General features: G+C 72.0%; 19 protein-coding genes. 12 read left to right on the top strand and 7 right to left on the bottom strand.

Going from position 1 to position 22,043, the window contains the following annotated elements; genetic code table 11:
• Nucleotides 1-119: 119 nt before the first annotated feature.
• A complete protein-coding gene (gene glyA / locus ACFV88_RS05930) occupies nt 120-1,394 on the bottom strand; it encodes a serine hydroxymethyltransferase (protein ID WP_385486459.1) in 1,275 nt (424 codons plus the stop codon).
• Nucleotides 1,395-1,673: 279 nt separating this feature from the next.
• Here glyA and rocD point away from each other — a divergent pair, with 279 nt between their 5' ends.
• Nucleotides 1,674-2,909: an ornithine--oxo-acid transaminase gene (gene rocD, locus ACFV88_RS05935; RefSeq protein WP_385486461.1), complete on the top strand. Its 1,236-nt coding sequence runs from the start codon at nt 1,674-1,676 to the stop codon at nt 2,907-2,909.
• Between the two features lie 451 nt (nt 2,910-3,360).
• On the opposite strand, the gene ACFV88_RS05940 is transcribed toward rocD, so the two are convergent.
• Complete coding sequence (locus tag ACFV88_RS05940) at nt 3,361-4,779, bottom strand: PLP-dependent aminotransferase family protein (protein WP_385486463.1); 1,419 nt, start codon at nt 4,777-4,779, stop codon at nt 3,361-3,363.
• A 125-nt stretch (nt 4,780-4,904) separates the two neighbouring features.
• Here ACFV88_RS05940 and ACFV88_RS05945 point away from each other — a divergent pair, with 125 nt between their 5' ends.
• From ACFV88_RS05945 to hutI, 3 genes are all read left to right on the top strand, one after another.
• Entirely contained in the window at nt 4,905-5,432 is a 528-nt protein-coding gene (locus ACFV88_RS05945; protein ID WP_385486465.1) for a carboxymuconolactone decarboxylase family protein, read from the top strand.
• 1 nt (nt 5,433) lies between these two features.
• Nucleotides 5,434-6,192 carry an isocitrate lyase/phosphoenolpyruvate mutase family protein gene (locus tag ACFV88_RS05950; protein WP_385486466.1) on the top strand — a complete coding sequence of 253 codons (759 nt, stop codon included), beginning with the start codon at nt 5,434-5,436 and terminating at the stop codon, nt 6,190-6,192.
• Nucleotides 6,193-6,275: 83 nt separating this feature from the next.
• A complete protein-coding gene (gene hutI, locus ACFV88_RS05955; RefSeq protein ID WP_385486468.1) occupies nt 6,276-7,448 on the top strand; it encodes an imidazolonepropionase in 1,173 nt (390 codons plus the stop codon).
• Nucleotides 7,449-7,591: 143 nt separating this feature from the next.
• Here the strand turns inward: hutI and ACFV88_RS05960 are convergent, their stop codons facing one another.
• Nucleotides 7,592-8,572 carry an RNA polymerase sigma factor SigF gene (locus tag ACFV88_RS05960; protein WP_385486745.1) on the bottom strand — a complete coding sequence of 327 codons (981 nt, stop codon included), beginning with the start codon at nt 8,570-8,572 and terminating at the stop codon, nt 7,592-7,594.
• Between the two features lie 272 nt (nt 8,573-8,844).
• Between ACFV88_RS05960 and ACFV88_RS05965 the strand changes: the two genes are divergently transcribed.
• Together ACFV88_RS05965 and ACFV88_RS05970 are read left to right on the top strand one after the other, a co-directional pair.
• Nucleotides 8,845-9,213 carry an STAS domain-containing protein gene (locus ACFV88_RS05965; protein ID WP_385486470.1) on the top strand — a complete coding sequence of 123 codons (369 nt, stop codon included), beginning with the start codon at nt 8,845-8,847 and terminating at the stop codon, nt 9,211-9,213.
• A gap of 288 nt (nt 9,214-9,501) precedes the next feature.
• Nucleotides 9,502-10,035, top strand: a complete 534-nt coding sequence (locus ACFV88_RS05970; protein WP_385486472.1) for an ATP-binding protein — start codon at nt 9,502-9,504, stop codon at nt 10,033-10,035.
• Nucleotides 10,036-10,139: 104 nt separating this feature from the next.
• Here ACFV88_RS05970 and ACFV88_RS05975 read toward each other — a convergent pair whose 3' ends face one another.
• Nucleotides 10,140-11,627, bottom strand: a complete 1,488-nt coding sequence (locus ACFV88_RS05975; RefSeq protein WP_385486474.1) for a peptide MFS transporter — start codon at nt 11,625-11,627, stop codon at nt 10,140-10,142.
• A gap of 505 nt (nt 11,628-12,132) precedes the next feature.
• Here ACFV88_RS05975 and ACFV88_RS05980 point away from each other — a divergent pair.
• Together ACFV88_RS05980 and ACFV88_RS05985 are read left to right on the top strand one after the other, a co-directional pair.
• Complete coding sequence (locus ACFV88_RS05980) at nt 12,133-12,810, top strand: response regulator transcription factor (protein WP_385486476.1); 678 nt, start codon at nt 12,133-12,135, stop codon at nt 12,808-12,810.
• A gap of 399 nt (nt 12,811-13,209) precedes the next feature.
• Nucleotides 13,210-14,481, top strand: coding sequence for an ATP-binding protein (locus ACFV88_RS05985; protein ID WP_385486478.1), 1,272 nt, complete (start codon nt 13,210-13,212; stop codon nt 14,479-14,481).
• A 1-nt stretch (nt 14,482) separates the two neighbouring features.
• Here the strand turns inward: ACFV88_RS05985 and ACFV88_RS05990 are convergent, their stop codons facing one another.
• Nucleotides 14,483-15,064, bottom strand: a complete 582-nt coding sequence (locus tag ACFV88_RS05990) for a GtrA family protein (protein WP_385486747.1) — start codon at nt 15,062-15,064, stop codon at nt 14,483-14,485.
• Nucleotides 15,065-15,186: 122 nt separating this feature from the next.
• On the opposite strand from ACFV88_RS05990, the gene ACFV88_RS05995 reads away from it, so the two are divergent.
• From ACFV88_RS05995 to ACFV88_RS06005, 3 genes are read left to right on the top strand one after another with little or no spacing between them, the layout of a single operon-like run.
• Nucleotides 15,187-16,344 (top strand): 5-(carboxyamino)imidazole ribonucleotide synthase, encoded by a 1,158-nt coding sequence (locus tag ACFV88_RS05995; RefSeq protein WP_385486480.1) that lies wholly within the window; start codon nt 15,187-15,189, stop codon nt 16,342-16,344.
• Nucleotides 16,341-16,916, top strand: coding sequence for a 5-(carboxyamino)imidazole ribonucleotide mutase (gene purE / locus ACFV88_RS06000; RefSeq protein WP_385486482.1), 576 nt, complete (start codon nt 16,341-16,343; stop codon nt 16,914-16,916). The genes ACFV88_RS05995 and purE overlap by 4 nt, the downstream gene beginning before the upstream one ends.
• Nucleotides 16,913-18,145, top strand: a complete 1,233-nt coding sequence (locus tag ACFV88_RS06005; protein WP_385486484.1) for a dipeptidase — start codon at nt 16,913-16,915, stop codon at nt 18,143-18,145. The genes purE and ACFV88_RS06005 overlap by 4 nt, the downstream gene beginning before the upstream one ends.
• A gap of 546 nt (nt 18,146-18,691) precedes the next feature.
• Here the strand turns inward: ACFV88_RS06005 and ACFV88_RS06010 are convergent.
• On the bottom strand, nt 18,692-20,038 hold the full coding sequence (locus tag ACFV88_RS06010) for a UDP-glucose dehydrogenase family protein (protein ID WP_385486486.1): 1,347 nt from the start codon (nt 20,036-20,038) through the stop codon (nt 18,692-18,694).
• A 233-nt stretch (nt 20,039-20,271) separates the two neighbouring features.
• Between ACFV88_RS06010 and ACFV88_RS06015 the strand changes: the two genes are divergently transcribed.
• Entirely contained in the window at nt 20,272-21,453 is a 1,182-nt protein-coding gene (locus ACFV88_RS06015; protein WP_385486488.1) for an acyl-CoA dehydrogenase family protein, read from the top strand.
• Nucleotides 21,454-21,536: 83 nt separating this feature from the next.
• Here ACFV88_RS06015 and ACFV88_RS06020 read toward each other — a convergent pair whose 3' ends face one another.
• Complete coding sequence (locus ACFV88_RS06020) at nt 21,537-21,776, bottom strand: hypothetical protein (protein WP_385486489.1); 240 nt, start codon at nt 21,774-21,776, stop codon at nt 21,537-21,539.
• Between the last annotated feature and the right edge of the window lie 267 nt (nt 21,777-22,043).

The following is a 22,043-nucleotide window of genomic DNA, read 5'->3' on the forward strand; positions in this document are numbered from 1 at the left end:
CTATCTTTTTATAACCCCCCGGGCCCGGGGCGCGGGGCCCCCCCCCCCCCCCCGCCGGCCCCCTCCGCCCCGCGGGGGCCCCGCCCCCCCCCCCCCCCCCGGGCCCCCCCCCCGGCTGCTCAGTCGCCGGTGGGCAGCCCGGGGGCCGGGTGGGCGGCCATCAGCTCCGCCACCTCGGCACGGATGGTGGTGAGCGCCGGTTCGTCGCCGGTGCGGGCCGCGGTGACGGCCCGGTCGATCCAGGCGGCGACGGTCGGCATGTGCTCCGGGGTGAGGCCGCGGGAGGTGAGCGACGGGGTGCCGATGCGGATGCCGGAGGGGTCGAAGGGCTTGCGGGGGTCGAAGGGCACGGTGTTGTAGTTGACGACGATCCCGGCCCGGTCCAGGGCCCGGGCGGCGAGCTTGCCGGGGACGTCCTTCGCGGTCAGGTCGATCAGGATCAGATGGTTGTCCGTGCCGCCGGAGACCAGGTCGTGGCCGTGGGCGAGCAGCGCTTCGGCGAGGGCCCGGGCGTTCGCGACGACGGCGTGCGCGTAGCTGCGGAACGCGGGCTGGGCCGCCTCGTGCAGAGCGAGGGCGATGGCGGCGGTGGTGTGGTTGTGGGGGCCGCCCTGGAGGCCGGGGAAGACCGCCTTGTCGAGGGCCTTGGCGTGCTCCGCGCGGGACATCAGCATGGCGCCCCGGGGGCCGCGGAGGGTCTTGTGGGTGGTGGTCGAGATGACGTCCGCGTAGGGGGCGGGCGAGGGGTGGGCGCCGCCCGCGATCAGCCCGGCGATGTGGGCGATGTCGGCGACGAGGAGCGCCCCGCTCTCCTCGGCGATCTCGGCGAACGCGGCGAAGTCGATGGTGCGGGGCAGCGCGGTGCCGCCGCACCAGATCAGCTTGGGGCGTTCCTTGAGCGCGAGGTCGCGGACCTGGTCGAAGTCGATGCGGCCGGTGTCCTGGCGGACCCCGTACTGGACGCCGCGGAACCAGGTGCCGGTGGCCGAGACGCCCCAGCCGTGGGTGAGGTGACCGCCCATCGGCAGCGCCATGCCCATGACCGGGTCACCGGGCTCGGCGAAGGCGAGGTACACGGCGAGGTTCGCGGGGGAACCGGAGTAGGGCTGGACGTTGGCGTGGTCGACGCCGAACAGGGCGGTGGCCCGGTCGGTGGCGAGGCGCTCCACCTGGTCGATGACCTGCTGGCCCTCGTAGTAGCGGCGGCCGGGGTAGCCCTCGCTGTACTTGTTCTGGAGGACGGTGCCGGTGGCTTCGAGGACGGCGCCGGAGACGTAGTTCTCGCTGGGGATCAGCCGCAGCGTGTCGGCCTGGAGCTGTTCCTCGGCGGCGATGAGCCCGGCGAGTTCCGGGTCGGTGGCGGTGAGGGCGGGATGGGGCAACGGGAGCGGCATGGTGTCCTCCGGGCGAGCGGTTGGATCCGTCGTGGTCCCGGGGTGCCCAGGCGGACGACACCTCGTGCGGCGGGGCGCGCGGCGCCCCGACCGGGCCCGGCTCCCCCAGGGTTGGTTCCCTGTTCGCCAGTCGCCGTGCCCGGGGCCAGCGTAGCGGGTGGCGCACACCTGTCGACCGGGGAGGTTTGATCGGCTGCGATCCGCGCGACGATAGAAGAACGCCCGGTCGACAGGGAAGAAGCGGCAGGAAGGGGTGCCACCGCGCCCGCCGGCCGCAGGATGAACGGAGAACCCGTGTCCAGCACCGAAAGTCCGACAGCTCGGTTCCTCGCCTCGGCGGAGGCGCACAGTGCCCACAACTACCACCCGTTGCCCGTGGTGATCGCCACCGCCGAGGGCGCCTGGATGACGGACGTCGAGGGGCGGCGTTACCTCGATCTGCTCGCCGGGTACTCGGCGCTGAACTTCGGCCACGGCAACCGGCGGCTGATCGACGCCGCCAAGGCCCAGCTGGACCGGGTGACCCTCACCTCGCGGGCCTTCCACCACGATCTGTTCGGGCGGTTCTGCGCCGAGCTCGCCGCGCTGTGCGGGATGGAGACGGTGCTCCCGATGAACACGGGCGCCGAGGCGGTGGAGACGGCCGTGAAGACGGCCCGCAAGTGGGGCTACCGGGTGAAGGGGGTGCCCGACAACATGGCGAAGATCGTGGTGGCGGCGGACAACTTCCACGGCCGGACGACGACCATCGTGAGCTTCTCCACCGACCCGGAAGCCCGGGCGGACTTCGGGCCGTACACGCCGGGCTTCGAGATCGTTCCGTACGGGGACGCCACGGCGATGCGGAACGCGCTGACGGAGAACACGGTCGCCGTGCTGATCGAACCGATCCAGGGCGAGGCCGGGGTGCTGGTGCCGCCGGCCGGGTACCTGCCGGCGGTGCGGGAGCTGACCCGGGAGCGCAACGTGCTGCTCATCGCGGACGAGATCCAGTCGGGTCTGGGGCGGACCGGGCGGACCTTCGCCTGTGAGCACGAGGGCGTGGTCCCGGACGTCTACCTGTTGGGGAAGGCGCTGGGCGGCGGGGTGGTGCCGGTGTCGGCGGTGGTGTCGAGCGAGGCGGTGCTCGGGGTGTTCCGGCCGGGCGAGCACGGGTCGACGTTCGGGGGGAACCCGCTGGCCTGCGCGGTGGCCCTGGAGGTGATCGCGATGCTGCGGACGGGTGAGTACCAGCAGCGGGCCGCGGAGTTGGGCGAGCACCTGCACCGGGAGCTGGCGGCGCTGGCCGGGGAGCCGGGCAGCGGGGTGCGGAAGGTCCGGGGGCGCGGACTGTGGGCGGGCGTCGACATCGACCCGGAGCGGGGCACCGGGCGGGAGATCTCCGAACGGCTGCTGGCGAAGGGTGTCCTGGTCAAGGACACCCACGGGTCGACCATCCGGATCGCCCCGCCGCTGGTCATCGCGGAGAAGGACCTCGACTGGGGCTTGGACCGCCTGCGCGAGGTCGTCGGCTAGCGACACGCTGTCCCGTGCGGGTGCGCTGGTGAATTGCGCAGTTCCCCGCGCCCCCTATCGGGGCACCCTGGCAGGCGTGCGCTGTCCCGTGCGGGTGCGCTGGTGAATTGCGCAGTTCCCCGCGCCCCCTATCGGGGCACCCTGGCAGGCGTGCGCTGTCCCGTGCGGGTGCGCTGGTGAATTGCGCAGTTCCCCGCGCCCCCTATCGGGGCGCCCTGGCAGGCGTGCGCTGTCCTGTGCGGGTGCGTCGGGGTTGCTCGCGGTCCTTGTCGGGGCGGGGGGATGCGATGGCGTGGCGTGCCCCGATAGGGGCGCGGGGAACTGCGCACAACACCAGCGCACCCGCACAGAACAGCGCACGCCCACCAGGTCGCACCACCAAGGGGCGCGGGGAACTGCGCGAGCAACCCCCACGCACCCGCACGGGACGACGAACCTCCGGGAGGCCCCCTCAGGGCAGCACCGCGCACAGAGCATCCAGCGTGCCCGGCCAAGCACTGTCGGAGGGAACGCCGTAACCCACGACGAGGGCGTCCGGCTGCCGGTGGGTCACCGCCTCCGGATGCCGGAACATGCCGAGCCCGCACAGGGAGAGCCCCTGGCGAGCCGCGGCCTGGAGGACGGACCGCTCGGTGCCCGGCGGCAGCTCCAGCACGGCGTGCAACCCTGCGGCGATCCCGGTGACCTTGACGTCGGGAGCCCGCTCGGCAAGCGCGGCGACCAGCTGGTCCCGACGGCGGCGGTAGCGCAACCGCATCGCGCGCACGTGCCGGTCGTAAGCGCCGGAGGTGAGGAACTCCGCGAGGGTGAGCTGGTCGAGCGCCCCGCACGCCCAGCCGGGCCCCTTGTCCGCGGTGACCTCGGCGACGAGCCGCCCGGGCAGCACCATCCAGCCGAGCCGCAGCCCGGGCGCGAGGGACTTGCTGGCCGAGCCCAGGTACACCACCCGGTCGGGGTCGAGGTCCTGGAGCGCTCCCAGCGGCTGCCGGTCGTAGCGGAACTCGCCGTCGAAGTCGTCCTCCAGGACCAGTGAGCCGGTCCGCCGGGCCCAGCCGAGAGCGGCGGCCCGGCCCTCGGGCGACAGCGGGAGCCCCATGGGGAACTGGTGGCCCGGGGTGAGCAGCACCGCGCCGGGCGCGAGGGCGTCCAGCGCACCGGTGTCGGTGCCGCGCGGCCCCCAGGGCAGGGCGCGGGTACGCAGCCCCGGGTCGGTCAGCAGGTCCCGGTGGAGGTCGAGCCCGTAGGACTCCACGGCCACCTCGCGCACGCCCCGCCGCGCCAGCAGCCGCCCCAGGACGAGCAGGGCCTGCGCGAACCCCGCGGTGACGACGACGTGGTCGGGGTGGGTGCGCACGCCCCGCACCCGGGCGAGGTACCCGGCGAGGGCCTGCCGCAGTTCGGGACGGCCGCGCGGATCCCCGTAACCGAGGGCGTCGTGCGGGGCCCGGGCCAGGGCGCGGCGGGCGGCCCGCAGCCATTCGGCCCGGGGGAAGGCGGACAGGTCGGGGGTGCCCGGCTGGAGGGTGAACTCGGGGCGCCCGGGGACGCGGCGGCCCCGGGCTGGCGTCTCGGGGCGGGGTACGGCCCGGTCGGCGACCCGGGTGCCCGAGCCCTGGCGGGCGGTGAGCCAGCCCTCGGCGACGAGGTCGGCGTACGCGTCGGCGACGGTGTTGCGGGCGATGCCGAGGTCCGCGGCGAGGGTCCGGGAGGAGGGCAGCCGGGTGCCCGGTGTGAGCCGACCGCCGCGGACGGCTTCGCGCAGTGCGCTGGTGAGGCCCTTGCGGAGTCCGCCGGGGCCGGCCGGTTCGATGTGCAGATCGATGCCGAGCCCGCCGCCGCGCACCCTCCCCGCCCCCGGGTCCGTACCCATCTCCCGCCCCTCCCGTCGGTCCGTCGCGGTCGCCGCATCGAGCGGGGCCACCACGGAAGTGGCCCAAGATCCCGGGCGCCGAATGGACCCTACTCCTGGGCTGCTCCGTCCCTAGGCTCGTCCTCATGACGACGACACGTAACGACGCGCCGACCGGAACCACCGTCACCGAGTACGCGCCCGAGGAGCCCGCGCGCATGTCGTGGGCCGCCCACTCCCCCGAGGTCTTCAAGGCGATGGTCAAGGTGACCGCGGCCGCCGCGAAGGGCGTGGACCCCGTCGTGCTGGAGCTGGTGAAGATCCGGTCCTCCCAGCTCAACCAGTGCGCCCTCTGCCTCGACATGCACTCCAAGGACGCCCTGGCAGCCGGGGAGACCCCGGAGCGGCTGATCCAGCTGAGCGCCTGGCGGGAGTCGCGGCACTTCTACACGGAGAAGGAGTTGGCGGCGCTGGAACTGACCGAGGCGATCACCGTCCTCCAGGACGGCTTCGTGTCGGACGAGGTGTACGCGAGGGCGGCGGCGCACTTCGCGGAGGCCGAGCTGTCCCAGCTGGTGGCGTCCATCGCCGTGATCAACACCTGGAACCGGTTCGGGGTGGCCTTCCGGGCGGCCCCCGGCCACTACACGCCCGGCCAGTACAAGGGAGTCTGAGGTGGCGACGACGCAGCGCCCGGTGGACGTCTTCCGGGCCCTCCACCACGACCGCGCCCCCGACGATCCGCTGGTCCTCCCGGGGCCCTGGGACGCGGCCAGCGCCCGGGCCCTGGTCACCGCGGGCTTCCCGGCGCTGGCCACCCCCAGCGCCGGGATCGCGGCGAGCCTCGGCTACGAGGACGGCAGCACCCCGCCCGCCGAGATGTTCGCGGCGGTGGCCCGGATCGTCCGCGCGGTGCGGCCCCTGGGTGCGCCGCCCGTCTCGGCGGACGTCGAGGGTGGCTACGGACTGCCGCCCGCCGAGCTGGTCGAACGGCTCCTGGAGACCGGGGCGGTGGGCTGCAACCTGGAGGACACCGGCCCGGACGGCACCCTCAGGGACCCCCGGCAGCACGCCGACTGGCTGGCCGAGGTCCGGGCTGCGGCGGGCGACCGGCTGTTCCTCAACGCCCGGGTGGACACCTTCGTCCGGGGCGCCCGGGACCCCGCGGCGGCGGTGGAACGGGCCCGGGCGTACATCGCGGCCGGCGCGGACTGCGTGTACCCGATCCTGGCCCCCCGCTCGGCGATTCCGTCGCTGCGGGCGGGTGTTGACGGACCGTTGAACGTGGTCGCGGAGGTCACCGGCCCGGCTCACGCCCTGCGGGGGTCGCTGCGGGAGCTGGGCGGACTCGGTGCCACCCGGATCACCTTCGGTCCGGGGCTGCTGCACCGGACGACCGCCGCGCTGGGCGACCTGGCGACGCAGCTGCGCTGACCGGGGACGGGGGCCGGGCTGCGGCGCACGGGGCGTGGGAGCCTGGAGGTGCCCCTGATCCGCTGCTGCCCGGAGAGGACCCCATGAGTACCACCCTCATCACCCGTATCGGCTCCCTCGTCACCAACGACCCCGGCGCGGGCGACGGGTCCCCGCTGGGGCTGCTCCGGGACGCCGCCGTCGTGGTCGAGGGCGAGCGGATCGCCTGGGTGGGTCCCGCCGACCGGGCACCGGACGCCGACGAGGTGTACGACGCGCAGGGCCGGGCCGGCCTCCCCGGGTTCGTGGACTCCCACTCCCACCTGGTGTTCGCCGGTGACCGCACCGAGGAGTTCGCCGCCCGGATGTCGGGCCGCCCGTACGCCGCCGGCGGCATCCGCACCACGGTCGCGGCGACCCGGGCCGCCACCGACACGGAGTTGGAGGCCAACCTCGTCCGGTACCTGGGCGAGGCGCTGCGGCAGGGGACGACGACCTTCGAGACCAAGTCCGGGTACGGGCTGACCGTCGCGGACGAGGAGCGGGCCCTGCGGATCGCCGCCCGCCACACCGACGAGGTCACCTACCTCGGCGCCCACGTCGTGGCGCCCGAGTACGCGGACGACCCCGCGGCCTACGTCGCGTTGGTCACCGGTCCGATGCTGGACGCCTGCGCCCCGCACGCCCGTTGGGTGGACGTGTTCTGCGAGCGGGGCGCCTTCGACGCGGACCAGGCGCGGGCCGTGCTGACGGCCGGCGCCGCCCGGGGGCTCGTTCCGCGGGTGCACGCCAACCAGCTCGGCCACGGGCCGGGGGTACAGCTCGCGGTGGAAACGGGTGCGGCCAGCGCGGACCACTGCACGTACCTCAGCGAGGCGGACGTGGCCGCGCTCGCGGCGAGCGACACGGTGGCGACGCTGCTGCCGGGCGCGGAGTTCTCCACCCGCGCCGAGTGGCCGGACGCCCGGCGGCTGTGGGACGCGGGGGTCACCGTGGCGCTGTCCACCGACTGCAACCCCGGCTCCTCGTTCACCTCGTCCGTGCCGTTCTGCATCGCCCTCGCCGTGCGGGACATGGGCCTGACCCCCGACGAGGCGGTGTGGGCGGCGACCGCGGGGGGCGCGCGGGCGCTACGGCGCGAGGACGTGGGACGGATCGCGCCGGGGGCGTACGCGGATCTACTGCTCCTCGACGCGCCCAGTCACGTCCATCTGGCGTACCGGCCGGGGGTGCCCCTGGTCTCCCGGGTGTGGCGGCGCGGCACCCGGGAGGTCTGAACACGACACGCGCCCGGGCCGGGAAGCGGCGCGGGCGGTGGCGTCGGGGCGGGCAGCGGCGCACTCCACTGCCCGCCCCGACGACACCGCCCGGGCGACGACGACCGTCCTGCCGACGGCCCGCGGTCCAGCCCTGCCGTGGCCTACCCCTCGGCGGTGAGCCCCTTGCGCAGCCGGCCCAGGGTCCGGGAGAGCAGTCGGGAGACGTGCATCTGGGAGATGCCCAGTTCCTCACCGATCTCCGACTGGGTCATGTTCGCCACGAACCTCAGCGAGAGGATCTGCCGGTCGCGCTGCGGGAGCCCGGCGATCAGCGGCTTCAGGGACTCGACGTACTCGATGCCTTCGAGTCCGTGGTCCTCGTAGCCGATCCGGTCGGTGAGCGCGCTCTCCGAGTCGTCCTCCTCGGGCTGGGCGTCCAGCGAGCTGGCCGTGTAGGCGTTGGCCGCGGCCATGCCCTCGACGACCTCGTCGCGGGACAGCTCCAGGTGCGCCGCGAGTTCGGCGACGGTGGGGGCGCGGTCGAGGCGCTGCGCCAGTTCGTCGCCGGCCTTGGCGAGGTCGAGCCGGAGCTCCTGGAGCCGGCGCGGCACCCGGACCGACCAGCTGGTGTCCCGGAAGAAACGCTTGATCTCACCGACGATGGTCGGCATCGCGAAGGTGGGGAACTCCACTCCGCGGCTGAGCTCGAAGCGGTCGATCGCCTTGATCAGACCGATCGTGCCGACCTGGACGATGTCCTCCATCGGCTCACTGCGGGTGCGGAAGCGCGAGGCGGCGAACTTCACCAGGGCGAGGTTCAGCTCGACCAGGGTGTTGCGGACGTAGGCGTGTTCGTGGGTGCCCTCTTCGAGGGTCTCCAGCCGGGCGAACAAGATCTTCGACAGCGCCCGTGCGTCGGACGGGGCGACCTCGTCGAACGGGGGGATCGGCGGGAGGTCCGCCAGGGTGTCGGGCCGGACGTCGGTGGGCCGGTCGGCGACGGCGACGGCGACGGATGCCTGCCGCGTGGCAACGGGGGGTTCATCAGGTGTTGCGGTGTCGTCGGGAACTGCGGGACGGGATGCCGACGTCGCTTCGAGGGGCTGCGATACGTCGAGCCGGGGTGACATGTCGTCCTCCATCGTGTCCGGGCATGAGGCTGCCGGTGCCATGCGATCCTGCGGTCTGGCTTGCCTCCGTGCCGGCCGTTTCGAGTGCGGTCTCTACTAGCCCTACCCGCTTTGTTGAATCACTTGCAAGTTTTCTTAGATTCGCAAATGTCCCTTTTGTTGCGGTTGTTCGGGTGTTCCGTGTGTCGCGCAGGGCGTACTGTGCAAGGGCGTCACCCCCTCACATCCACCCCCATCCCCAAGGGCCCGCACGCAGCACGGAGGGCCCGAAAGAGAGAGACGGCATGGACCGCGGGACGGTCGGCAGCGCGCATACGAACCGCCTTCTGGTGGACGTGCACACGCACGGATCGAGCGCAGTCGTGACCCCGGCGGGTGAGCTTGACCACCACACCGCCGAATTGCTCCAGGAACCCCTCGACGCCTTCGTCGACGAGGGCGTCACCCGCCTCGTCGTGGACTGCTCCCGCCTGGAGTTCTGCGACTCGACGGGGCTGAACGTCCTCCTCGGCGCCCGGCTCAGGGCCGAAGCCGCCGGCGGCGGAGTGCACCTCGCCGGCATGCTGCCCGTGGTGGCGAGGGTGTTCGAGATCACCGGAGCCGATGCCGTGTTCACGGTGCACGCGACCGTGGACGACGCACTGCGCGAATGACCGCACGGGTCTGCGTCGACCCCGGTCCCGTATCCCCCTCCCCCACCCCTGCTCCGGGCACTTCCCACGTGAAGTTGCCGGAGTCACACCCGGCATGACCATGTGGGCGGGAAAAGTGGGTGTTCTCACGGATACGCCGGGCAGGAGACCACTCGGCCCCGGACGCCACACGCGCAGACGGGGCGGGATCGTACGGTAGGCCCGCCACCCGGCCGGATCATGTGGGAACTTGGGAACTTGGCACATGCTGCAACTGGTGAACCGGTGAATCGGTGAGGTGAAGCGCTGATGAGCACCACCCGGCCCCGTCCGCCGGGCGACCGCGGCCCGGAGCCACGGAACTCCGTGTCCGGTACCGCCCCGGCCCCGGCGCCCCCCGACGCGCCCGCACCGAGCACCTCGGACGCGGGCGCCCCCGGTCTGCGCCGGGTCGCCCTGCGCGACGCGCCCGGGGTCGTACCGCTGGCCCGGGACTTCGCCCGGCAGGCCCTCTACGACTGGGGGTGGCTCCCCGCCTCGGGCGCCGACCGGCGGGCCGCCGCCGAGGACGTGCTCCTCGTCGTCTCGGAGTTGGTCACCAATGCGTGCCTGCACGCCGGGGGGCCCGAGGAGATGACGATCTGTCACCGGGGCAAGGTGCTGCGGGTCGAGGTGGTCGACCGGGGCAGCGGGGCGCCCGCACCGCGCACCCCGCACCGCGCCGGACGGCCCGGCGGACACGGCATGTTCATCGTCCAACGGCTCTGCCTGGACTGGGGCGTGGTCCGCACCCCCGGCGTGTCCGGCAAGACCGTGTGGGCGGAACTCGGCGCACCGGGCTGACCCGCCCCCACCCGAGAACACCTCCGAGAACGCCTCCGGGGGCGTGACCGCGACCCGATGGGTCCCGGTCACGCCCCCGGAGGAACGTCGTACTCCCGCGCGTCCTACCGCACGCCGCCCAGCAGGGTCTTGACCTGCTTGCGGTACAGGAAGAAGCCCACGCCGGCGAGGATCGCGAGCGTCGCCTCCAGGGCGACGATCCCGGACTTGTTGAGGTTGACCCCGGCGATCGACAGCAGGCCGGTGGTGCAGTCGCCCGCGGTCACCGCGAGGAACCAGACGCCCATCATCTGGGAGCCGTACTTCGCCGGCGCCATCTTCGTGGTGACGGAAAGCCCGACCGGGGACAGGCACAGCTCGCCCAGCGTCTGCGCGAAGTAGATGGCGACCATCCACCACACTGCGACCTTCGTCCCGTCCCCCGACATGGTCAGCGGGATCAGGAAGACCAGGAACGACGCGCCGACCAGGATCAGCGCCGACGAGAACTTGACGACCGTACTGGGCTCCTTGCCCATCCGGTTCAACGCCAGCCACAACCAGGCGAGGACCGGGGCCAGCGCCATCACCAGCACCGGGTTGATCGACTGGAACCAGGAGACGGGGAAGTCGAAGCCGAGGACCGTGGTGTTGGTGGACTCGCTCGCGAACAGCGCCAGCGTCGAGCCGCCCTGGTCGTAGATCATCCAGAACACCGCGGCGGCCGCGAAGAACCAGATGAAACCGGTCATCCGGGACTGCTCGGTCGCGGACAGGTCCTTGTCCCGCTTGATCCGGGTGAGGACCACGATCGGGATGATCAGACCGGCGAGGGTGATCGGGACCAGCGCCCAGTTCAGGGTGTACAGGCCCGCACCGCCCACGACGCCGTAGAAGACGACGGCGATCGCGAGGAAGATCAGACCCTTGCGCAGGGTCGACCGGCGCTCGACGTCCGTCAGCGGCGTCGGCACCACGCTGGAGCGCGCGCTCAGGTGACGGGTGCCCAGCAGGAACTGGATCAGGCCGATGGCCATGCCCAGCGCGGCGAGCGCGAAGCCGAGGTGCCAGTTCACGCTCTCACCGATGGTGCCGATGATCAGCGGTGCGGCGAAGGCACCCAGGTTGATGCCCATGTAGAAGACCGTGAAGCCGCCGTCCCGACGGGGGTCGTCCGGGCCGTCGTACAGGTGGCCGACCATCGTGGAGATGTTGGCCTTCAGCAGCCCGGAACCGATCGCGACGAGCGCCAGACCGGCGAAGAACGGGGCCTGGCCCGGCAGGGCCAGGGTGATGTGCCCGGCCATGATCACCGAGGCGGCGACGGCGACGGTCTTGCGGGGACCCCAGACGCGGTCACCGAACCAGCCGCCGGGCATGGCGAGGAGGTACACCATCGCCAGGTAGATCGAGTAGATCGCGGTCGCGGTGGTCGCACTGAGGTTCAGACCTCCGGGTGCGACCAGGTACAGCGGGAGCAGGGCCCTCATGCCGTAGAAGCTGAAGCGCTCCCACATCTCGGTCATGAACAGGGTGGCCAGGCCACGGGGGTGGCCGAAGAAGGTCTTCTCACCGGGGATGCCGGGTGATTCCTTCGTCAGGCTGGACGCCATGGGTCGATCCTTGGTGTTCGGGACGCGCGGCGTGGAACGGGAGCGCGCCCGGTGGGGGGCTGGCCGGCACCGGCGCCGCACCGCCCACCCTTACGCCCAAGGGGGGATCCGTTCCGGTGTCCGGACGGACCGGCGGGAACGAAGGGCGGGAGACACCGGGAGCCACGCCCCGCGCGCGTTCTCGCACCGGGGCCCGGCCACAGGTCATTCCTTTCGAGGCCGACGGGCGGTCGGCCCGCACGACGAAGGACCCCGGGCGCGCCATAGCGGCCACGGGGTCCTCGGTACGTGCTACAGGCGTTCTCACACCATACGACACGACTTGCGGGAATTCGGAAGCCTATGCCCGCACCTGAGAGATGGAACACAGGGGCACATGCCTTATCGACACGCATTCAAAGGTACGAACCAGAGTGACACCCCACTCCCGCAGGGCCGAAATCCCGCCCCGTCCTCGACTCCCGTCGTCTCCCTGGGCGGCCCCCCACCGGACTACCATCGGGTCATGACCCGTGTACTGCTCGCCGAGGACGACGCGTCCATCTCGGAGCCGCTGGCCCGCGCCCTGCGCCGGGAGGGTTACGAGGTCGAAGTGCGTGAGGACGGACCCACCGCGCTGGAAGCCGGCATGCAGGGCAGCGTCGACCTGGTCGTCCTGGACCTGGGGCTGCCCGGGATGGACGGCCTGGAAGTAGCCCGACGGCTGCGCGCGGAGGGGCACACGGTGCCGATCCTGATCCTGACCGCGCGGGCCGACGAGGTGGACACCGTGGTCGGGCTCGACGCCGGCGCCGACGACTACGTCACCAAGCCGTTCCGGCTCGCCGAGCTGCTGGCCCGGGTCCGGGCGCTGCTGCGGCGGGGCGCGGCCGAGCCCCAGCAGCCGCCCTCCACGCACGGGGTGCGGATCGACGTCGAGTCGCACCGGGCGTGGATGGGGGAGGAGGAGCTCCAGCTCACGGCGAAGGAGTTCGACCTGCTGCGGGTCCTGGTGCGGGACGCGGGGCGGGTCGTCACCCGGGACCAGTTGATGCGGGAGGTGTGGGACACGACGTGGTGGTCCTCCACGAAGACGCTGGACATGCACATCTCTTGGCTGCGCAAGAAGTTGGGGGATGACGCGGCGAATCCGCGGTACATCGCGACGGTTCGGGGTGTCGGGTTCCGCTTCGAAAAAAACTGACCGCTCCCCGCGGCGGGGCTCTTACGGTGACCGCCCCGTACGCCCCCCTGCGGTGCACTGTCCCGTGCGGGTGCACTGTCCTTCTGCGCAGTTCCCCGCGCCCCTGATCAGGTACGTCCACCTGCGGTGCGCTGTCCCGTGCGGGTGCGCGGTTGGTTTTGCGCAGTTCCCCGCGCCCCTATCGGGTGCGCTCAGCCTCGAGTGCACTGTCCCGTGGGGGTGCGCTGTTGGGCCCGTTCAGCGTCGGGTGCGTTGGCCTGTGCTCGCAGGGGAAGGCGGGCCTCCGCGGAAGACGGGCCCCTTCAGGGGCGCGGGGAACTGCGCAGAACAACCGCGCACCGCACCGGGCAGCGCACCGCAGGTGGACGTAGGGGAAGGGGCAACCACTACGTTACGAGCATGCGCAGAAGGCTGATCCACTCCACCCTCGCGGTCGTCCTCGTGGTCATCGCAGTCTTCGGAGTCTCCTTGGTCATCGTGGAGACCCGAACGATCAGCGACAGCGCCCAGGAACGCGTCCGAGCCGAAGCGATCCAGCTCGCGAGCATCGTGGACAGCCGCCTCCTCGGCGACCAACACATCACCAGCGCGGCCCTCAGCGCCCAGGTCGGCTCCGGCCGCTACGCCCGCATCGACATCCCCGACCAGGGCATCGTGGAGATCGGCAAGCCCCCCACCGGCGACGTGATCACCGAGACCGCCCACGGGGAACAGGGCGAGACGGTCACCGTCAAAGAGTCCCGCTCCGCGGTGACCCGCGAGGTGGGCCGCACCCTGGTGATCATCGCCGGGGTCGCCCTGCTCGCGATCGTCGCCGCCGTCCTGCTCGCCGTGCGCCAGGCCAACCGTCTGACCTCCCCGTTCACGGACCTCGCGGAGACCGCCGAACGCCTGGGCTCGGGCGACCCGCGCCCCCGGCACCGCCGCTACGGCGTCCCCGAGCTGGACCGGGTCGCCGACGTGCTGGACTCCAGCGCGGAACGCATCGCCCGGATGCTGACCGCCGAGCGCCGTCTCGCGGCCGACGCCTCCCACCAGCTGCGGACCCCGCTGACCGCGCTGTCGATGCGGTTGGAGGAGATCACCGTCACCGACGACCTGACCACGGCCCGTGACGAGGCGTCCATCGCCCTGGCTCAGGTGGAACGCCTCACCGACGTGGTGGAGCGCCTGCTCACCAACTCCCGGGACCCCCGTACGGGCTCCGCCGTCTCCTTCGAGCTGGACGAGGTGATCACCCAGCAGCTCGCCGAGTGGCGTCCCGCGTACCGGAGCGAGGGCCGGGCGGTCGTCAGCTCCGGCAAGCGGCACCTGCGGGCGGTGGGCACCCCCGGCGCGGTCGCCCAGGTGCTCGCCGCGTTGATCGAGAACTCCCTGGTGCACGGCGGGGGCACGGTGGCCCTGCGGACCAGGGTCACCGGCAACCAGGCGGTCATCGAGGTGACGGACGAGGGCCCGGGCGTTCCGGCGCACCTCGGCTCGCGCATCTTCGAGCGGACGATCAGCGGGCACAACTCCACCGGGATCGGCCTCGCGGTCGCCCGCGACCTCGCCGAGGCGGACGGCGGACGCCTGGAGATGCTCCAGCTCAGGCCGCCGGTGTTCGGGCTGTTCCTGTCCCGGAGCCAGGTGGCCCGGCCGCCGCGGGGCGGCGACAAGCAGGTCAGGTGAGCTACCGCGTCCGCTGGCCGGACAGCGGGGTCGCGCCGGCGCCGTGGACGCCGCCCGCCGCTCGGGGGTCGGGCACCGGCTGTTCCTCAAGGAAACGTTCCGCCGCTGTGACCGCGGCACCCGTCGGCAGGGCGCGGAACACCCAGGTGCGGTACGACCAGAAGCGGAACAGGGTCGCGACGCCGATGCCGAAGAACTTGAAGAAGTTGCTCTGCAACGGGGTGTCCCAGCCGAAGCCGTAGGTCGCCGCGTAGAGCACGCCGTTCTCGATCACCAGGCCCACCGCGCTGAACAGCAGGAACAGCCCCATCTCCCGGGTGCGCCCGCTCTTGTCGCGGTCACGGTAGGTGAAGTACCGGAACCCCAGGTAGTTGAACGCGATGGCGACGATCGTCGCGATGATGCCGGCGCGCACCACGGGCAGCTCGGACACCGCACGCACCAGGTTGAAGACGAGCAGGTTCACGACGATGCCCGCTCCGCCGACCGCGCCGAACTTCAACAACTCGCGCCGCAGGCGTTCCACCCGCCGCCACAACGAACCCTCCGACCGCGCCGGGGCCCCCGTACCACCGTTGGTCATGGTGCCGCCCAGTCCCCGCTCAGTCGGTCGCGCCATCGAATTCGTCAACCCCACCATGCTAACCAGCTCCCTTCTGACCCGCCCGTGGGCATCCGTTTCGGCCACGCGGATACCCTGGGGGCGTGACATTCCCGGTAGTCGGCATGGTCGGCGGGGGCCAGCTCGCGCGCATGACCCACGAAGCAGGCATCCCGCTCGGCATCAGGTTCAAGCTCCTCAGCGACACCCCGCAGGATTCCGCGGCCCAAGTCGTCGGCGACGTCGTCATCGGCGACTACCGCGACCTGGACACCCTGCGGGACTTCGCACGCGGTTGTGACGTGATCACCTTCGACCACGAGCACGTGCCCACCGAGCACCTACGGGCCCTGGAGGCGGACGGCATCCCCGTGCGCCCCGGCCCGGACGCGCTGGTGCACGCGCAGGACAAGGGGGTCATGCGCGCCCGGCTCACCGAGATCGGCGTGCCCTGCCCCCGGCACCGCATCGTCGCGGACCCCGCGGACGTGGTGGCCTTCGCCGCGCAGGGCGCCACGGCGGACTCCCCCGACGGCTTCCCCGTGGTGCTGAAGACGGTGCGCGGCGGCTACGACGGCAAGGGCGTGTGGGTGGTCCGCAGCGCCGAGGAGGCCGCGGAGCCGTTCCGCGCCGGGGTGCCGGTGCTGGCCGAGGAGAAGGTCGACTTCGTCCGGGAGCTGGCCGCGAACGTGGTGCGCTCCCCGCACGGCCAGGCCGTCGCCTACCCGGTGGTGGAGTCCCGTCAGGTCGACGGGGTCTGTGACACGGTCATCGCCCCCGCGCCCGACCTGGAGCCCGAGCTCGCCCTGCACGCCGAGGAGATGGCGCTGCGGATCGCCAAGGAGCTGGAGGTGGTCGGACACCTCGCGGTGGAGCTGTTCGAGACCGCCGACGGCCGGGTCCTCGTCAACGAACTGGCGATGCGGCCCCACAACTCCGGGCACTGGACCCAGGACGGCGCGATCACCTCCCAGTTCGCGAACCACGTCCGTGCCGTGCTCGACCTCCCGCTCGGCGACCCGCGCCCGCGCGCGCCCTGGACGGTCATGTGCAACGTCCTCGGCGGCGACTACCCGGACATGTACTCCGCGTACCTGCACTGCATGGCCCGCGACCCGGGCCTGAAGATCCACATGTACGGCAAGGACGTGAAGCCCGGCCGCAAGGTCGGTCACGTCAACACCCACGGCGACGACCTGGCCGACGTACTGGAACGCGCCCGTCACGCAGCCGGCTACCTCAGAGGAACGATCACCGAATGACCCCGCCGTCGCCCACCGCCACGCTCAGCCGCCCGTCCACCGCCCCGCTCGTGGGCATCGTGATGGGCTCCGACTCGGACTGGCCCGTCATGGAGGCCGCGGCCCAGGCCCTCGACGAGTTCGAGATCCCCTACGAGGTCGGTGTGGTCTCCGCGCACCGGATGCCCCACGAGATGATCGCGTACGGCGAGCAGGCGGCGGACCGCGGGCTGAAGGCGATCATCGCGGGCGCCGGCGGCGCCGCCCACCTGCCGGGCATGCTGGCCTCCGTGACCCCGCTGCCGGTCATCGGCGTGCCCGTTCCGCTGAAGTACCTCGACGGCATGGACAGCCTGCTCTCCATCGTCCAGATGCCCGCCGGGGTGCCCGTCGCGACGGTGTCCGTCGGGGGCGCCCGCAACGCCGGGCTGCTCGCGGCGCGCACCCTCGCCGCGCACGACGAGGAACTCCTCGCCCGTATGCGGGAGTTCCAGCAGCAGCTGAACGACCAGGCCACCGAGAAGGGCAAGCGGCTGCGGGCCAAGGTCGAGGGCGGGGCCACCGGCGGCTTCGGCTTCGCGGGCAACAAGTGACCGCCCCGCGCACCACCGACGGGACGGACGCGGGCGCCCGGGCCCGGGCGTTGGAGGAGGCGCGGGCCCTGCTGGCGGACTTCCCCGTGGTGGACGGTCACAACGACCTGCCGTGGGCGCTGCGCGAGCAGGTCCGTTACGACTTCGCCGCGCGGGACCTCGCCGCCGACCAGAGCGCCCACCTGCACACCGACCTCGCCCGGCTGCGGGCCGGCGGGGTCGGCGCCCAGTACTGGTCCGTGTACGTCCGCACCGACCTCAGCGGCGACACCGCGGTCAGCGCCACGCTCGAACAGATCGACTGCGTACGTCAGTTGATGGACCGTCACCCGGCGGACCTGGCTCCGGCGAGCACCGCGGCCGATCTGGAGCGGGCCCGCCGCGAGGGGCGGATCGCCTCCCTCATGGGGGCGGAGGGCGGCCACTCCATCAACAATTCGCTCGCCACCCTGCGGGCCCTGTACGCGCTGGGCGTGCGGTACTTGACGCTCACCCACAACGACAACGTGCCCTGGGCGGACTCGGCCACGGACGTTCCCGCGGCGGGCGGCCTCACGGAGTTCGGGCGGGAGGTGGTCCGCGAGATGAACCGCCTGGGGATGCTGGTGGACCTCTCGCACGTGGCGGCGACGACCATGCGGGACGCGCTCGACACCAGTGTCGCGCCGGTGATCTTCTCCCACTCCTCGGCGCGGGCCGTCTGCGACCACCCCCGCAACATCCCCGACGACGTACTGGAACGGCTGCCCGCGAACGGGGGCGTGGCGATGGTGACCTTCGTGCCGAAGTTCGTCCTCCAGGCCGCCGTCGAGTGGACGGCCGCCGCCGACGAGAACCTGCGGACGCACGGCTTCCACCACCTGGACACCACCCCGGAGGCGATGCGGGCGCACCGCGCGTTCGAGGCGGAGCGGCCGCGGCCCGTCGCGCGGGTCGCGGACGTCGCGGACCACCTCGACCACATGCGGGAGGTCGCGGGCGTCGACCACCTCGGCATCGGCGGCGACTACGACGGCACGGCGTTCACGTCGGACGGCCTCTCGGACGTGTCCGGCTATCCGAACCTGATCGCGGAGCTGCGGCTGCGGGGGTGGTCCCGGGCGGACCTCGCGAAGCTGACGTGGTCCAACTCGGTTCGGGTCCTGGCGGACGGCGAGGCGGTCGGGCGCGACCTCGCGATGCGGCGGGCCCCGTCGACCGCGACCCTCCAGGCCCTGGACGGCCCGTAGCCCCTCCCGGGTGCGCTGTCCCGTGCGGGTGCGTGGTGGTTTTGCGCAGTTCCCCGCGCCCCTGATCAGGTGCGTCCGCCTGCGGTGCGCGGTTCTGTGCGGGTGCGCTGGCGTTTCGCGCAGTTCCCCGCGCCCCCCATCGGGTGCGTCCGCCTGCGGTGCGCGGTTCTGTGCGGGTGCGCGGTTGATTCGCGCAGTTCCCCGCGCCCCTGATCGGGTGCGTCCGCCTACATGTGCGCTGTCCAGCCTGGCTGCGCGCCCAGCAGGGGCGCGGGGAACTGCGCGAGCAACCAGGCACCGCCCGCACCCGATCAGGGGCGCGGGGAACCGCGCGAAAGCACCAGCGCACCCGCACCAGACGGCACACCGCCAGGTGAACGCACCCGATAGGGGCGCGGGGAACTGCGCGAATCAACGGCGCACCCGCACCGGACAACGCACCGCCAGGTGAACGCACCCGATAGGGGCGCGGGGAACTGCGCAAAACCACCACGCACCCGCACGGGACAGCGCACCGCAGCGAGAACCTACGATCCACCCGAAGGGCTAAGCCGCAGGGCGCCCCATCGCACGGAACGCCCACCCCGCAGAACGCCACACCGCAGGGTCCAACGCATTGCGCCCGTCCAGCACCACCCGCTCCCGAGCGACCGCACCCAGCCGGGCCGGGTCCAACTCGCGGAACTCCCGCCACTCCGTGAGGTGCAGCACCACGTCCGCCCCGCGCACCGCGTCCAGCGCCGTCTGCGCGTAGCCGAGCGTCGGGAACAGCCGCCGCGCGTTGTCCATGCCCTTCGGGTCGTACACGGTCACCTGACCGCCCTGAAGGTGGATCTGCCCCGCGACGTTCAACGCCGGCGAGTCCCGTACGTCGTCCGAGTCGGGCTTGAACGTGGCGCCCAGCACCGCGACCCGGCGCCCGAGGAACGACCCGCCGCCCAGCGCTTCGCGGGCCATCTCCACCATCTGGCCGCGCCGCCGCATGTTGATGGAGTCGATCTCCCGCAGGAACGTCAACGCCTGGTCGGCGCCCAGCTCACCGGCGCGCGCCATGAACGCCCGGATGTCCTTCGGCAGGCAGCCGCCGCCGAACCCGATCCCGGCCCGCAGGAACTTGTTCCCGATCCGCTCGTCGTAGCCGATGGCTTCGGCGAGCTTGACGACGTCCCCGCCGGCGGCCTCGCAGACCTCCGCCATCGCATTGATGAAGGAGATCTTCGTCGCGAGGAACGAGTTCGCGGCGGTCTTCACCAGCTCGGCGGTGGGGAAGTCCGTCACGACGAAGGGCGCACCCTCCCCGATGGGGACGGCGTACACCTCGCGCAGCAGCTTCTCGGCGGACGCGCTGCGCACCCCGGCGACGATCCGGTCCGGGTGCAGGGTGTCCCCGACGGCGAACCCCTCGCGCAGGAACTCCGGGTTCCAGGCCAGCTCGGCGCCGTCCCCGGCGGGCGCCAGTTCGGCGAGCAGGGCGGCGAGCCGGTCCGCGCTGCCCACCGGCACGGTCGACTTGCCGACGACCAGGCAGGGCCGTTCCAGGTGTCGGGCGAGCGAGGCGAAGGCGGAGTCGACGTACGACATGTCGCAGGCGTACTCGCCGTGCTTCTGCGGGGTGTTGACGCAGACGAAGTGCACGTCCCCGAAGGCGGCGACCTCCGCCCAGTCCATCGTGAACCGCAGCCGCCCGGTGGACCCCTCGATCCCGGCCACGTGCTTGCGCAGCAGCTCTTCCAGGCCCGGCTCGTACATCGGTACGCGCCCCTCGCTGAGGAGGGCGATCTTCTCGGGGACGACGTCAAGACCCAGGACCTCGAAGCCCAGCTCCGCCATGGCGGCGGCATGGGTGGCACCGAGGTACCCGGTGCCGATCACGGTGATCTTGAGGGGGGCCATGAGTGCTCCGGTACGTAGCGAAGGTCGTGGTCTGCGGCGATCCGGGGTGCCGGTCACGCCCGGCCGAGCATAGTGGGGCGACGAACGGGGCCGTCGTCCGCGTCGAGGTCACGCGGCGGACCGCCGCGGCAACGTGTCGCCCAGGTCACCTGTTCCCCCCACCCGCGGGCCCCTAGAATTCGAGTGACCCAACGAGTTACTTAACGGTAGTTAGCAGACTGGGAGCGTGAACCGTGGCTGGCTCGGCAGACAACCCGGCATTCGACCTGTACCGGCCGTCCGAAGAGCACGACCTGCTCCGCGAGACGGTCCGCGCACTCGCGGCGGCCAAGATCACCCCCTTCGCCGCCGCGGTGGACGAGGAGGCCCGTTTCCCCCAGGAGGCGTTGGACGCGCTCGTCGCCTCCGATCTGCACGCGGTCCACGTACCGGAGGCTTACGGAGGCGCCGGGGCGGACGCCCTCGCGACGGTAATCGTCATCGAGGAGGTCGCCCGCGCCTGCGCGTCGTCCTCCCTGATCCCGGCCGTCAACAAGCTCGGCTCGCTGCCGGTGATCCTCGCCGGCTCCGAGGAGCTCAAGCGCAAGTACCTCGCCCCCCTGGCGAAGGGCGACGCGATGTTCTCGTACTGCCTGTCCGAGCCGGACGCCGGTTCGGACGCGGCCGGCATGAAGACCCGGGCGGTCCGGGACGGCGACTCCTGGGTGTTGAACGGGGTGAAGCGCTGGATCACCAACGCGGGCGTGTCCGAGTACTACACGGTGATGGCGGTCACGGACCCCGAGCAGCGGACCCGCGGCATCTCGGCGTTCGTGGTGGAGAAGTCCGACGAGGGCGTCTCCTTCGGCGCCCCCGAGAGGAAGCTCGGCATCAAGGGCTCCCCCACCCGCGAGGTGTACCTCGACAACGTCCGCATCCCCGCCGACCGTCTGATCGGCGAGGAGGGCACCGGCTTCGCCACCGCGATGAAGACCCTGGACCACACGCGCATCACCATCGCCGCGCAGGCCCTCGGCATCGCCCAGGGCGCCCTGGACTACGCGAAGGGCTACGTCCGCGAGCGCAAGCAGTTCGGCAAGCCGGTCGGTGACTTCCAGGGCGTCCAGTTCATGCTGGCGGACATGGCGATGAAGCTGGAGGCCGCCCGCCAACTCACCTACGCGGCGGCGGCCAAGTCGGAGCGCGTCGCCCTGGGCGGCACCGAGAACGAGCTGACCTTCTTCGGCGCGGCGGCCAAGTGCTACGCCTCCGACGCCGCGATGGAGATCACCACGGACGCGGTACAGCTCCTCGGCGGCTACGGCTACACCCGTGACTACCCGCTGGAGCGGATGATGCGGGACGCGAAGATCACCCAGATCTACGAGGGCACGAATCAGATCCAGCGCATCGTCATGGCCCGGAACCTTCCGTAAGGGGCTACGGAGGTCAGCCCCTCACGATGACGCCCCTGCCGTTCGCGACAGGGGCGCACCTTCGCCGGTTCACCAACAGGCGGTCACCCGTCCGTAGGCGGCACGACGAATCCTCGCGTCGGCCCCGGACGCGGCCCCTCCAGGAACACGGCGGCCACGGAGGCCAACGCGTCAGCGGTCACCTCCCGGCGTGTCGCAGGATCGGCCGTGTCGTACACGCTCCAGCCCCCTGCCGTGTTCTCCGGGTCCTGTGGTGCGACCACTCCGGCGATTCCCCACCGCCGCAACACCGTGTCGACCTGTCGGGCCTGCTCAGCGTTCACGCTTCCTTCTTTGCAGTGGCCTCCTCCATACCGGGGTTGTTGTCGATGACGGTTGACGTGACACCCCTGAACGCCGCGGGGGTGAGCAATGCGCGAACGTCGTGCATGTGTGTTCCTCCCTGTCGTGGCACTGCACGGCCCACCCAGTAGGTCGATTTGTTCCGGGGGTCCGGATTCCTGGTGGGGGCGAAGAAAGGCCGTCGGGCGCTCTCCGTGCGGACCGATGGTCCCCCGGATCGGGATGGGTTCCTCAATTCATTGGTGTTG

It is taken from the genome of Streptomyces sp. NPDC059816 (assembly GCF_042732055.1).
In the GTDB taxonomy this organism is placed as follows: domain Bacteria; phylum Actinomycetota; class Actinomycetes; order Streptomycetales; family Streptomycetaceae; genus Streptomyces.